Annotated in this window: 12 protein-coding genes; 7 read left to right on the forward strand and 5 right to left on the reverse strand. The window is 37.6% G+C overall.

Annotation, left to right across the window (positions count from 1 at the left end; genetic code table 11):
- The 3 genes from VKJ25_RS18145 to VKJ25_RS18155 all read right to left on the reverse strand — a co-directional run.
- The coding region (locus VKJ25_RS18145) for a serine/threonine protein kinase (protein ID WP_324238047.1) at positions 1-557 on the reverse strand (557 nt) is incomplete at its 3' end.
- 641 nt (positions 558-1198) lie between these two features.
- The gene (locus VKJ25_RS18150) at positions 1199-1471 is read right to left on the reverse strand and encodes a XisI protein (RefSeq protein WP_324238048.1); all 273 of its coding nucleotides are present in this window, start codon (positions 1469-1471) and stop codon (positions 1199-1201) included.
- A 102-nt stretch (positions 1472-1573) separates the two neighbouring features.
- On the reverse strand, positions 1574-2116 hold the full coding sequence (locus VKJ25_RS18155; RefSeq protein ID WP_324238049.1) for a Uma2 family endonuclease: 543 nt from the start codon (positions 2114-2116) through the stop codon (positions 1574-1576).
- A 52-nt stretch (positions 2117-2168) separates the two neighbouring features.
- Between VKJ25_RS18155 and VKJ25_RS18160 the strand changes: the two genes are divergently transcribed.
- The gene (locus tag VKJ25_RS18160; RefSeq protein ID WP_324238050.1) at positions 2169-2387 is read left to right on the forward strand and encodes a hypothetical protein; all 219 of its coding nucleotides are present in this window, start codon (positions 2169-2171) and stop codon (positions 2385-2387) included.
- Positions 2388-2789: 402 nt separating this feature from the next.
- Here VKJ25_RS18160 and VKJ25_RS18165 read toward each other — a convergent pair whose 3' ends face one another.
- Positions 2790-3344, reverse strand: coding sequence for a Uma2 family endonuclease (locus VKJ25_RS18165; protein ID WP_324238051.1), 555 nt, complete (start codon positions 3342-3344; stop codon positions 2790-2792).
- Positions 3345-3728: 384 nt separating this feature from the next.
- On the opposite strand from VKJ25_RS18165, the gene VKJ25_RS18170 reads away from it, so the two are divergent.
- A complete protein-coding gene (locus VKJ25_RS18170; protein ID WP_324238095.1) occupies positions 3729-3902 on the forward strand; it encodes a hypothetical protein in 174 nt (57 codons plus the stop codon).
- A gap of 506 nt (positions 3903-4408) precedes the next feature.
- On the opposite strand, the gene VKJ25_RS18175 is transcribed toward VKJ25_RS18170, so the two are convergent.
- Positions 4409-4678, reverse strand: coding sequence for a hypothetical protein (locus tag VKJ25_RS18175; RefSeq protein WP_324238052.1), 270 nt, complete (start codon positions 4676-4678; stop codon positions 4409-4411).
- A 301-nt stretch (positions 4679-4979) separates the two neighbouring features.
- Between VKJ25_RS18175 and VKJ25_RS18180 the strand changes: the two genes are divergently transcribed.
- The 5 genes from VKJ25_RS18180 (at position 4980) to VKJ25_RS18200 (ending at position 14219) form a co-directional block, all read left to right on the forward strand.
- Positions 4980-8969 (forward strand): magnesium chelatase subunit H, encoded by a 3990-nt coding sequence (locus VKJ25_RS18180; protein WP_324238053.1) that lies wholly within the window; start codon positions 4980-4982, stop codon positions 8967-8969.
- Between the two features lie 136 nt (positions 8970-9105).
- Positions 9106-10848 (forward strand): DUF262 domain-containing protein, encoded by a 1743-nt coding sequence (locus tag VKJ25_RS18185; protein ID WP_324238054.1) that lies wholly within the window; start codon positions 9106-9108, stop codon positions 10846-10848.
- On the forward strand, positions 10845-11051 hold the full coding sequence (locus VKJ25_RS18190; RefSeq protein WP_324238055.1) for a type II toxin-antitoxin system HicB family antitoxin: 207 nt from the start codon (positions 10845-10847) through the stop codon (positions 11049-11051). Before VKJ25_RS18185 ends, VKJ25_RS18190 begins: the two co-directional genes overlap by 4 nt.
- Positions 11052-11186: 135 nt before the next feature.
- Complete coding sequence (locus VKJ25_RS18195; RefSeq protein ID WP_324238056.1) at positions 11187-11999, forward strand: hypothetical protein; 813 nt, start codon at positions 11187-11189, stop codon at positions 11997-11999.
- Between the two features lie 90 nt (positions 12000-12089).
- On the forward strand, positions 12090-14219 hold the full coding sequence (locus VKJ25_RS18200) for a DNA methyltransferase (RefSeq protein WP_324238057.1): 2130 nt from the start codon (positions 12090-12092) through the stop codon (positions 14217-14219).
- Positions 14220-14258 lie beyond the last annotated feature (39 nt).

A 14258-nucleotide genomic window follows, 5' to 3' on the forward strand; every position in this document is an offset into this window, starting at 1 on the left:
GTTTGCTCTGGTGAAATATAAGCTAAAGTTCCTTCTAAAACATTAGGTGTTTGAATCGTTTGAGTTTCTTTTGGTAATAAAGTAGAAATACTAAAATCTATAATTTTAACTTCCTTAGTTTCTGGATTAATTAATATATTTGCTGGTTTAATATCTTTATGAATAATTCGATTTTGATGTAGTTGATAGAGAACTTCAGTTATTTGAATAGCTATGTCTAAAAACTCGGATATACCTCTTGTACCAGATGAGAAATTTTGATAATATTCAGCTAAAGAAATACCCCCAAAATCTGGCATGATTAAAGCATAACCATTTTGATAACGTTCGAGAGCTAATGGTTTAACAATACCTTCTATAGACAAATTCCTAACAACATTATATTGGTTCCGAAATTTGACTAATTCATTAAAAGAAGGAAAATTATTGCGCATCAGTTTAATAACTACTGGTTGACCATTTCCTTTAGTAACCCCACGATAGACGAAAGTTTGCTCACTTTCATATAATAAGTCCCTGATTTTGTAATTAGTTAGGGATATTATGTTTAAGTTCATAGTTATTTTATGAATTTTATTAAACCATTTATTGATCAAAGCTTATATTATTCTATTCGTCAGTGATCAGTATCATTACTTATGAAAATAGGCAGCCTGGAAATACTCAATTTTCTTTGATCTTGGTCGATTAGATATGAGGGGTTCCTCCCCATCCTACTCTATGAGAAGTGTTTCGCAGCATTTCGTAGGAAAGCTTTGTGGAGGGCAAAAATGACTGCTTTTTATCCTCTTTAAAAACCATTCTTGATCAACATCATTTCTGAACCAAAAACTTGACAAAATAGAAAAAATATGGTAAAAAAGAAAGCTGGAGAACTAATTTTTAGGTTATTAATTTCCACTTGCTGATTAAACTTCAAAATCTTTAACTGACTGACGATTTATAGCCATACCCTCAATTATATTTATACAAACTATAAACTTAACTTTTTTTAGCTAAAATTGAGATTATATGCTTACTCTTTTGTTAATCAATACAAACAAAAATTGCAAATTTGTTATTGATTTATATCACATTAATACCTTTGTCCCTATCGACGATAGGAAGCAATCTCCAGAACCGCCAAGGATTTCAATCCTTGGCTCATAGCTGAAGTCATCTTTCCGATGACTGTAATGTTATTCTTGAATTGAAAAATTTAGTTAACTGCATAATCTGTAAATTTTCTTTTGAAAGGAGAATAAAAATCAATTACTATATTCTCTTGAGAAACTTCTAATTCAACCAAACGTTCAGCCACAGATTCCTCGGTATTATTCTGTTGAATATATATTTTATTATCAATAATATCTAGGTGAAAAATAGAACCATATACCCAGTGATTTTTTGCCGAACCAACTTGTACTAAAAGGTAATGGTGATGCTGAGTATCGAAAATAGTTTCTACCCGAACATCACCAGACTTTTGCAAAGAAGCTTGTTTTTTTAATCAGAGTTTGGATTATTTGACGATAGTTTCGTAATTGAATAAATTGTTCCCTATCGGCGCCCCCTCCCTGCCCATGTTTAATCCCTATTTTAATAACTTTTCTACTAATATTTCAAGATCGGGAAAAACAACTGTAAAAATAGTTCCTTTGCTGTAGTTTTTTTGAACTTGATAATCACCTTGCGATGGTTGTTGAAATACGATAAGTTGTTCATTTTTGACATCCACAACCCAATATTCTAAAATGCCAGCACGGGCGTAAACAAGTCGTTTTTTTTCTAAATCTTTTTCTAAAGTTGTATCAGAAACTTCTATTAATAAATAAATTTCTTCAGGATACGGATGACGAGAATCATACAAAGATTCTGGCATTTTGACAACAGCAATATCTGGTTCGGGTTCTGAGTTAGAAAGAGTAACTGGATGTGCTTCGTAGGTTTTTGCCATACCTCGAAACTTTTCTCGCAAATATTCCGCAATAGAATCAGTTATTTTCCGATGCCAAGATTTTTCTGGCGACATTTCAATAATTTCTCCTTCTAATAATTCTACATGGCGATCGCTCAGAATACCGGCAGAAATCATCTGATGATAGTCTTGTATTGACCATTTAGCTAAAGTAATCATGGTATATTTTAACTATTAATTTTCTTATATTATAGCAATATTCGATGGATTATTGATTAGTGTCTTCAATATTGGCTGTTTTGGAATAGGCGATATAGTTACAGCATTTGCTCTGCTTTTCTTCTTGGGCAGCGTTTCATATCAGTTATCAGCTATTATTGATGGTTTGGTTGAAGTAAAAATTGCTTTAATTAAAGTAGGTTGGGTTGAACGAAGTGTTAGCGGAGCTTCCCGGAGGGAAACCCAACAACAGCTTGACGTTTGGAGTTAATGTTGGGTTTATCCGAAGGATAAGCTGCGCTTTTCATGTCGCGCAGCGAAACGTTACCTTAACCCAACCTACAAATACTAATTTATTACAGGACTTACGCAAAGGTACTATCTGTAGATTCAAAAAACTGTTGTACAATAGTTTTAAACTCTATATATAGCGTCTCTGTGTAAGTACTATTAGTAATTTTTTATAGATTTAGTTAACTGCATAGGCGGAGCATTCGGTCAGGAAATGGCATTTTTGCGCTCCGCATAACTCCGTTAACGCTTTGCGACATGTTTGCGGAGCATTCCGTCAGGAAAACGCTACGCGACATGAAACGCCCTTACTAGATATAACAGTACAAAGTTTTGAATAAAAAAAACATTCCCTAAAGTTGAGAAGCGATCGCCTCCCAAACTACTCTCCAAATAATCTCTCGACAGAAACCTCCACTTCCCTAAACGCCAACGGTACAATTACGCCCTGACTGAAAGTTTCTTGAGACTTATAATCTGTATTCGTAGGAGAACGAAATACCACAACTTCCGAATTTTGCAAATTAATCACCCAATATTCTGGAATACCTACCGCAGCATAAATCTTACTTTTTACCTCCAAATCTTTACTCAAAGTAGAATTAGAATATTCTATCAACCAAAATATATTTTCTGGATAGGGGTGATGTTCGCGATAATTTCTACCTAAGCGTTGTACGATTGCAATATCTGGTTCGGGTTCAGAATTACTTTGTGGTAATGTAATAGGTTTACCTTGACGGACTTTAGCGCGTTCCCCTAACAGATATATCAAATATTCTGCTGCTTCATCACTGGTATAAGCATGAAATTCTCCCTCTGGCGCCATTTCCACAATTTCTCCATTTAATAATTCCACACAGCGTTCCACTAATATTCCTGCTGCAATCATTTGATGATATTCGGTAACTGTCCACTTGGCAGTAGTCATAGTCATAGCGATCGCTCCTTTGATTTGATAGTTTTATCTGACAGCAGTTTTCACCCTCAATCAACCACATATAAAAAATGATAACCCACTAGGGACTTTGTATGCAAGGTCTCTACTGTTTTTTTTCAATTTATTTAGGATTGCTATTTTCAACTCCATAAATATTTGTTATAGAGCATTTGCCACTGTTGAGTTCGATTTTTTTTGCCTTTGGATAGCAGTGTCATTTCATTTATCGGTTATCAGTAGGGACGTATCGCTGCGCGACATGCAGCGCATTTTTGTTATGCAACTTCCCTACAGTTATCCTTTACCAGCAATAAAAATAGGGAAGTTAGCTGTAGATAAAACTATGCAGGGTAGGGGTTTGGGTAAGACGTTATTGATGAAATGCTTGAAAAAAGCTGTTCGCCTTTCTTCAGAGGTGGGGACTTTGCCATCGCGGTTGATGCTTTTAATGAGGATGCTAAGGCTTTTTATTTAAAATATGGCTTCATTCCTTTGGAAGATAATCCACTTTCGCTTTTGATCCCTATGAAAACAATTTTGGCTGTTTTGGAATAGGCGATATAGCTACCGCACTTGCTCTGTCTTTTATGTTGCGAAGGGTTTCAGATCAGTTATCAGTTATTATTGATAGTTTGGTTGAAGTAAAGATTACTTTAATTAAAGTAGGTTGGGTTTCACTTTTTTCAACCCAACAACACCTTGACGCTTGCGGTTACAGCCCTTTTCAGATCAATGAACCACAAGAAAAAAGCGATAACTCTGTAGGGACCTTGCATGCAAGGTCCCTAAAGTATATTCAAATGAAAACTGCTGTCATGTTGGGTTGAGGTAACGAAACCCAACCTACAAATACTATTTAGTATACGCTATATTATAGTGCCTTTGCATAAGTCCTGACTACTACATTTGTACTTCATAAGTTTCGCCTACGGTACTGCACCTGTAACCCAGAACTGCACCTTCAATTTTCCCAGTCGTGATCATATCACCTCTACCAACAACAGTAAATACAGTTTCTCCCCTACATCTTTCGTTAGCTACATACTGGTATCAACAAACTTCTAGAATGCAGTCTCACTACCATTCCTGCCGCACCTACTCGGATACAACAAGCCAGTGGCGCCATTTTTGACGTAATAAGAATCGCTTGATTTTCCAGTAGCACAAGCACTTTGATCTGAGCGCAACTGCTGAACTTTCAGTTCCCCATCTCGGCTATAAAGTTGGGATTGGGCAATGGCACTGTTATTGAAGCCTACAGCTAAAATAAATGTTGTTGGCAATAACATTAAATTGGCGATTCGAGAAAGTTGTGAACGTAAGTTTGACATAACAAAAGACTTCTTATATTCATAACCAAAACTAATTACCGAATCATTAATTCAGATTAAAGAGGTAATGATCCATTAATATATCCTCATCCCAAATTAATTTTGTACACAAATCCCCTTAAATTTTCTTAACAAATATTGAGAGTATATACCTGATTTTTTGTCAATAGATGTAACAAAAAATTTCCAACTTCTTATAGAATTGTATCAAATCAATACATTACTCTACCTTTTTGGCAAATTTTCTGGTATATATACTCAATTGAGCATCAGCAACTATCCCCAAGGAGTAATACTTAAAATGTTCACATCCGTTAAACCTACCATTCGCCACATTGTCCCAGATGACTTGAAGGGGCGATCGCTCTTAAAGGTTGTATATATAGTTCTAGAAGCACAGTATCAAAGTGCCCTTTCCGGAGCAGTACGTTCTATTAACGAGAAAAATCCTAATTTGGCCATAGAAATAAGTGGCTATTTAATAGAAGAACTCCGCGACCCCCAAAACTACGAAAACTTTAAAAGAGAAGTTTCTGAAGCTAACATTTTTATCGCCTCCCTAATTTTCATTGAAGACTTGGCCGAAAAAGTAGTAGAAGCTGTAACACCCCACCGCGACAAACTCGATGCTGCGGTAGTTTTCCCTTCCATGCCACAAGTGATGCGCCTGAATAAAATGGGTACATTCTCCATGGCGCAACTAGGTCAGAGCAAAAGTGCTATAGCTCAGTTTATGCGGAAGCGCAAAGAAAAATCTGGTTCTTCTTTCCAAGATGGAATGTTGAAGTTACTGCAAACTCTGCCGAAAGTATTGAAATATATGCCTATTGATAAGGCGCAGGATGCTAGGAACTTTATGCTCAGTTTCCAATATTGGTTAGGGGGTTCCTCCGAAAACTTGGAAAACTTCTTACTGATGTTGGCAGATAAATATGTTTTCAAAGATGAGAAAAAAAGTTCTTTTAAATATGTCGATCCAGTAGTTTATCCAGACATGGGTGTTTGGCATCCCCTCGCCCCCAAAATGTTTGAAGACGTCAAAGAATATCTCAACTGGTACAACCAGCGCCAAGATATTTCCGAAGATTTGAAAGACCCCCTCGCTCCTTGTGTTGGTTTAGTTTTGCAGCGCACCCACTTAGTTACCGGAGACGACGCTCACTACGTTGCCATGTTGCAAGAGTTGGAAGCATTGGGAGCTAGAGTTATTCCCGTATTCGCTGGAGGATTAGATTTTTCCAAACCAGTCGATGCTTATTTCTGGGAAACCGCTGCCAAAGGAGTTGCACCCACACCATTAGTAGATACAGTTATTTCCTTGACTGGTTTTGCATTAGTTGGCGGACCTGCAAGACAAGACCATCCGAAAGCCATCGAATCCTTGAAACGGTTGAACCGTCCATATATGGTAGCTTTACCTCTAGTTTTCCAAACCACCGAAGAATGGGAAGAAAGCGAACTTGGTCTGCACCCCATACAAGTCGCTTTGCAAATAGCTATTCCCGAACTAGACGGAGCGATCGAACCTATTATTATGTCTGGGCGAGATGGAGCAACCGGAAAAGCGATCGCTCTCCAAGACCGGATCGAAGCAGTCGCTACACGGGCGCTGAAGTGGGCAAGTCTGAGACGCAAACCTAAACTGAATAAAAAAGTTGCCATTACTATTTTCAGTTTCCCACCAGATAAAGGAAATGTTGGTACTGCTGCATATTTAGATGTATTCGGTTCCATCTATGAAGTTGTCAAAGGACTCAAAAACAACGGTTACGATATTCAAGACTTGCCAGACTCCGCAGCAGAGTTGATGAAGCAAGTTATTCACGATGCCACTGCTCAATATCAAAGTCCTGAGTTGAATATTGCTCACCGGATGTCAGTTGCAGAATATGAACGTCTGACTCCATACTCCGAAAGGTTGCATGAAAACTGGGGTCCGCCTCCAGGAAACCTGAATAGCGACGGCGAAAATTTATTAATTTACGGTAAGAGTTTCGGCAACGTTTTCATCGGAGTCCAACCAACATTTGGTTATGAAGGCGATCCTATGCGGTTATTGTTCTCTCGTTCCGCTAGTCCTCATCATGGTTTTGCTGCTTACTATACTTATTTAGAACAAATTTGGCAAGCTGATGCGGTACTACATTTCGGGACTCACGGTTCTCTCGAATTTATGCCTGGTAAACAAATCGGAATGTCTGGAGACTGTTATCCAGATAATCTGATCGGTAATATTCCCAACATCTATTATTATGCAGCGAATAATCCTAGTGAGGCGACTATTGCTAAACGTCGGAGTTATGCAGAGACTATTTCTTATTTGACTCCCCCTGCCGAAAATGCTGGTTTATATAAAGGTTTGCAGGAGTTGAACGAGTTGATCGGTTCTTATCAAACTTTGAAAGATAGCGGACGGGGTGTTCCCATTGTTAACACTATTATGGATAAGTGTCGGATGGTGAACTTAGACCAGGATGTGACGCTGCCAGAAAAAGATGCTCAGGAGTTGACTGCTGAGGAACGGGATAAAATTGTCGGTGATGTTTACCGCCGACTGATGGAAATAGAGTCTCGGTTATTGCCTTGTGGTTTGCACATTATTGGTAAACCTCCTAGTGCTGAGGAAGCGATCGCTACTTTGGTAAATATTGCTAGTCTCGACAGAGAAGAGGAAGGAATAACTGGTTTACCTAGAATTATTGCTAACAGTCTCAACCGGGATATTGAGGAACTTTACCAAAATAATAATCAGGGTATTTTGGCAGATGTGGAGTTAGTTCAGAGTATTACGGAAGCGACTCGTGCTGCTGTTGCTGCGTTGGTTCACCAACAAACCGATGCTGACGGCCGAGTTTCGATGGTGAGCAAACTCAATTTCTTCAACATGATGAAAAAAGCACCTTGGATAGAAGCTCTGGAAACAGCAGGCTTTCCCGATGTTGATGCCGAACTTATTAAACCTCTGTTTGAATATTTGGAATTTTGCTTAGAGCAGGTTTGTGCTGATAACGAGTTAGGTTCCCTGTTGCGAGCGTTGGAAGGAGAATATATTTTACCGGGACCTGGTGGCGACCCCATTCGCAACCCAGATGTGTTACCGACTGGTAAGAATATGCACGCTCTCGACCCCCAGTCTATTCCCACTGCTGCTGCGGTTAAGTCGGCAAAAATTGTAGTTGACCGTTTATTGGCGCGACAAATGCAAGAAAATGGTGGGCAGTATCCAGAAACTATCGCTGTTGTGTTGTGGGGAACTGACAATATCAAGACTTATGGTGAATCTCTTGCTCAAGTAATGTGGATGGTAGGTGTGAAACCTGTACCTGATGCTTTAGGTAGGGTGAATAAGTTAGAATTAATTCCATTATCAGAATTAGGTCGTCCCCGTGTTGACGTAGTGATTAACTGTTCCGGTGTATTCCGAGATTTATTTATCAATCAAATGAACCTTTTGGATAAAGCTGTGAAAATGGCAGCAGAAGCAGAGGAACCGGAAGAGATGAACTTTGTTCGGAAGCACGCTCTCAAGCAAGCCGAAGAGTTAGGAGTAAATTTACGTCAAGCTGCAACGCGGGTATTTTCTAATGCTTCCGGTTCCTATGCTGCGAACGTTAATTTGGCAGTTGAGAATAGTACCTGGGAAGATGAGTCAGAATTACAGGAAATGTATTTGAAGCGCAAGTCGTTTGCATTTAATTCTGATAACCCAGGAATGATGGAAGATAACCGGAAAGTGTTTGAGTCAGCATTGAAAACTGCCGATGCCACATTCCAGAATTTAGATTCGTCGGAAATTAGTTTAACCGATGTGAGTCATTATTTTGATTCCGATCCGACAAAAATTGTGGCGAGTCTGAGGAAAGATGGTAAAAAACCATCTTCTTATATTGCGGATACGACGACTGCCAATGCTCAGGTGCGTTCATTATCTGAGACGGTACGTTTAGATGCGCGGACAAAAATGTTGAATCCGAAATGGTATGAGGGAATGTTGTCTCATGGTTATGAAGGAGTGCGGGAGTTGTCAAAGCGTCTCGTGAATACTATGGGATGGAGTGCGACTGCTGGTGCTGTGGATAACTGGGTTTATGAAGATGTGAATGAGACATTTATAAAGGATGAGCAGATGCAGCAGCGGTTGTTGAATTTGAATCCGCATTCGTTCCGGAAGATGGTGACGACATTGTTGGAAGTGAACGGACGTGGTTATTGGGAGACAAGTGAGAGTAATTTGGATCGGTTAAGAGAGTTGTATCAGCAAGTGGAGGATAGGATAGAGGGGATAGAGTAATTAATGGATAATGGATAATTGATAATGGATAATGAGAAGTATCTCTAATTATTAATTATCTATGGTAGGGTGGGTGAATATTTGCCCGCCCTATTTCATATTACTGCAGTTTGTAAAATATCTTTTTTATCTCAAAATGGAACTACACGCATACACTAAAACAATTTCCGAGCTATTTTCTGTAAAGAAGCAGTATATTGTCCCTAGATTTCAAAGACCATACTCATGGGATAAAGATAAGGTATCTGAGTTATGGGATGATATAGTTTCAAATATTTCCATCAATGATGATAATACCTTTAGTTATGAAGAGTATTTTATTGGTTCACTTGTTCTTGTAGGTGATGATAAGTCTGTAAAGATGCAAATTGTTGATGGACAACAACGCTTAACAACATTGACTATTCTACTTTCTACCCTTTGTCAAAGGTTTCTAGAGATTGATAAAAAAAATATAGCTGAATCTATCTATGAAAACTATATTGCCGGAAAAGATGACGACGGTAATTATTATTTTAAATTAGAAAATGAGACCCCAAAACCTTTTTTTCAAACAGTTATTCAAGATATTAATAAAGTTAGTAAAAAACAATGTCTCCCATCTTCTGAGGAAGAACAAACTTTGTTAAATTCATATGATGAATTTTATTCTTACACCTCTAAAACATCTCTCAAGCAGAAATTTAAAAAATATCGTCTAGATGAAAGTTTATATGAAAATCTTTTGAAGGCAATTAGAGATCAAGTCGTTACGTATTTGAAAGTGATTTTTATAACTGTTAAAGAAGAAGATGATGCTTATACAATCTTTGAAACTTTAAATGCTAGAGGAATGGACTTAACTTTTGTTGATTTAATAAAAAATAAAGTCTTCAAAAGCTCAACAACAACTCACCCCGATGATTTTACCAAAACTAAGTGGACAAACTTGAGAAATATAATAGATTCACGAGATGATGTAGGCAGTCTAGAAATTTTTGTAAGACACTGGTGGATATCTAAATATGATTATACGAGTAAAGATAATATTTACAAACATTTTAAAAAGCGATGGAATAGTGGGGAAATAGGTGAAAATTTTTTAGATGAGTTAGTAAATGATGCTAAATTGTACATGAAAATATCATCTCCTGTTACAGAAGACTTTAAGCAGCAGGAAGAAAAAGACCTATATAAATCTTTAGTGGCATTAAAAATTTTTAATGTTAGTCAACAAAAACCTTTCATACTAAGCCTATTCAAAACTTTAGAAAATAAGAAAATAACATTAGCTCAAGTAAAAGACATTCTTACTTTTATTGAAAAATTTCACTTCTCTTTGAATGCAATCTGTTCTTTGGGTTCTTTAGGTATTGAAAGAAGTTATTCTACAGCGGCAAGAGAACTACTTAAAGCAAATAACAAACGACAATCAAACCAAGTATTAAAGGAATTAAAACAACGGTTTGAACCACGAATTCCTGCGAGAAGCACTTTCGTAGAGAACTTCTCTCGATTAAAGTATACCAGTAAAGAGCCTAAACATAAAAAACTAATTCAATATATTTTTAGCTATATTGAATCACGCAAACAAACAACTAATGAGTTTAAGCCTAATAGCATGACATTAGAGCATATATTACCCCAATCTTATAAGAAAGATAAAGAATTTGTAGCTTCTATTGGTAATTTATTACCTTTGGGACAAAAATTAAATGAAGAAGCTGCGGATAAAGATGTTCATAAAAAAATAGAGATATATAAGAAATCAAATTTTGCACTAACACAAGAATTTGCTCAAACTCCTCCTCAAAAATGGGGAAAGGAAGAAATTAGAAAAAGAACAAATGATCTGGCTGAATATTGTTACAATTCTATGTGGAATAATAGCAACCCATGATTTACGAAATAATCCTTTACTGGAGTCAAGAAGACCGAGCATTTATAGAAGAAGTTCCAGAATTACCAGGTTGTATTGCTGATGGAGAAACCTATCAACAAGCACTGCAAAATGTAGAAATAATTATGCAAGAATGGATAGAAACTGCTCAAGAATTAGGACGAGAAATTCCTACACCAAAAAATCGGTTAATCTTAACATAGATAAAATAGGCGATTCTCTAGTTAATTATATATTCAATCAGACATAATAAAAATTTACATAGCAATTAGATTAAATTTGTAGTAAAGTATTAAGTGAAGTTGTTTTTGAAAAAATTTGAGAAAAGGAAAATCTAGATGACAAATAAAACCTGCTTTGATATTTTTGAGCAGTGCGTATTAGCTGTCCAGGGAGGTGAACTCATTGAATCTGTCAGCCGTAAAGACAAAGAGTTTCATTTTCAAAACTGGTTTAAAAAACGTTTACAAAATATTCCAGTTCATTTTGAAGAATCAGGGAGAAATAAATACCCAGATTTCTGTTTAGTCGAGTCAACTGAAGGTTATGAGGTTAAAGGTTTGGCTTGGCCTGGCCGCGAACGTGACTACGACTGCAATAGCCAAGTTCCAACAGGTTATCATAACGGCAGGCAAATATTTTATGTTTTTGGTCGTTATCCTGCCGATCTGTCAGTTTATCCAGACAAAGTGAACGGAAACCGACAGTATCCAGTAATCGATCTAGTAATCTGTCACGGTGATTTTCTGAATGCAGAACATAACTACGTTCACAAGAATAAAAGTGTCAAAGGTTTTGGCAGTTATGGAGATATTATGATTCGCGATCGCAAAATGTATGTTGCTCCAACACCTTTTGCACTAACCGAAGGAACAACCGGTTTAATGACTCTCATTGTTCCCGAAGGTATGGATGCTGACTCTAGGTTTCAAGAAGTTGGTCGATTAAGTCGTTTTGAAGCAGACAGTCTAGTAGTCGGTTACTCCTTTGACTTGGAGACTAACGAACTTAAAGCCCAGATGCGTCCTAATCCCAATGCAGGAAACGAACATAAATTTATAGCATATAGGCTCACTAACCAAGGCTCAAGGTTTGTCACAATGGCAGGTGTTACTCCAGCTATTGATGAAAGTATGGAAAGTAATGAGTAATAGACATCTCCAAAAATCAAAAATCAAATCAATTATTTCGTCCTGTTCCCTGTTCCCTATTCCCTGTTCCCTATTTTCTGGAGATGAGTAATGAATCCAAGAATTAAACAACATCCATTGATTCCACCCGATGCAACTACTGCAATTGAATGTGATTTCCCGATTCTTGAAATTAGCCAATTAGCAGAGCGAGAGAGTTGGCGTAAGGAAATTAATCGCCCAATATATCACATTCACAAATGGTGGGCGACACGCTTGGGAACAGTATTTCGTGCCATTACTTTAGCAGCTTTGAGTCGCCCTGGTACTAATATTTGGAACAATTTCTATGAAAGTCACCAATTCACGAACAAAGTCGTACTCGATCCATTTATGGGTAGTGGTACAACCCTAGGGGAAGCAGTTAAACTAGGAGCTAAGGCAATAGGTTGCGATATCAACCCCATCAGCACTTTTCTGGTTCGTCAAGCATTTACTAGAGTTCCAGAAACAGAACTTCGGGCTGCATTTACTCGTCTTGAACAGAAAGTTGCTCCCGATATTCGTCATTATTATCAGACTAGAGACCCACATACTGGCGAATTGATACCAGTGCTTTACTTTTTCTGGGTTAAGACTGTCGTCACACCCACGTTGGAAACGATTCCACTTTTTTCTAGGTATGTATTTTCACAGAATGCTTACCCTAAGAAAAAGCCGAAAGCTCAGATTATTTGTCCCAACTGTTGGAGTGTAATTGAAAATAGGTATGACACCACCAACCTGATATGTCCTCATTGTCAGCATTCCTTCAATCCTCAAAAAGGACCTGCATCGGGTCAATACATAACTGCACAAGATGGTACTCGCTACCGTATTAAAGACCTTTTACCATCTAATGGCAACCCACCAGTAAATCGGCTATATGCTATTATGGCGTTACGTCGAAATGGTGAGAAAGTTTACCTTCCAGTGAGAGAGGAAGATTTATCATTGTATACTGAGGCTGAAGCCAGACTAAAATCTGAGACTTTGCCACTACCAACTTTGAAAATTAGAGATGGATATAATACCAACCAAGCTCGTAGTTATAATTACACCTACTGGCGCGACTTTTTTAATTCTAGACAGTTATTATGTCTTGGACTCCTGTTGCGCAGTATCCTTGAAATAGAAGATCAAGCCATTCAGGAGCAAATGTTATGTCTCTTTTCTAGCACTTTGGAATTCAATAGTTTGTTTTGTAGTTTCAAAGGTGAGGGTACTGGTGCTGTGCGACATACCTTTTCAAATCATATATTAAAGCCAGAGCGTACTCCCTTAGAAAACTCAGTATGGGGAACGGATAAGAGCAGTGGTACTTTCAGTAGCCTGTTTGAGTCGCGCTTGATGCGAGCAAAACGCTATCTGGATTATCCTTTTGAAATTAAACGTAACTTCACTGTTAAGCAGAAAGCATCCCAAAAACCTGTAGCAAGTCAAAGTATTAACGTTCAGAAAGTAAAAACATGGGAGCAATTTGATAATAGGGAAAATAGCCTGATGGTAATCAATGGTGATAGTTCCTACTTACCCTTACCTGCAAAATCAGTTGATGCAGTTGTTACCGATCCCCCTTATTTCGATTTCATCCATTACAGCGAGTTAAGTGATTTCTTTTTTGCCTGGCTGTCTCCTGTTCTCAAAGATCGCTATCCAGAGTTTGCCAAACCTAATTCATCAAACCAGGGAGAAGTTCAAGATAAAAGTCCCCTCATATTTGCCAGACAACTTGCTTCAGTTTTTTCTCAGTGTAGCCGTGTACTTAAGGATGATGGAGTATTGGTATTCAGTTTTCATCACTCCAAAGTTGAAGGATGGGCTGCGATTTGCGAAGCTATTACAATTGCTGGAATGCTTGTTGTTGCAACACATCCAGTTTATAGTGAGTTCCGCACAGGAACCTCAAAGACAGCAGCTAAAAGCCGGATTTGCCTAGATGCAATCTTAGTTTGTAAGAAATATTCCTCATTTAATATACGTCTAGACCAGCAGACTTTAATAAGTAAGACTGAAACTTTAGCTAAACAACTCGAAGAGGGCGGAATATCTATTTCTGAAGCAGATCGTTTTGTAATTCTTGCCTCACAGATGTTAATCCCTTTATCTCAACAAAAAAGAGACTTTAATTTTGTGTGCAATACTTTACAACAAATACATCAAGTTGCTCAAAAATCTTGGAATTCTAAAGTGGCTTCCTAATGTAGAAATAATTATGCAAGAATGGATAGAAACTGCTCA

Origin of the sequence: Okeania sp., assembly GCF_035285525.1 — a bacterium.
In the GTDB taxonomy this organism is placed as follows: Bacteria; Cyanobacteriota; Cyanobacteriia; order Cyanobacteriales; family Microcoleaceae; genus Trichodesmium.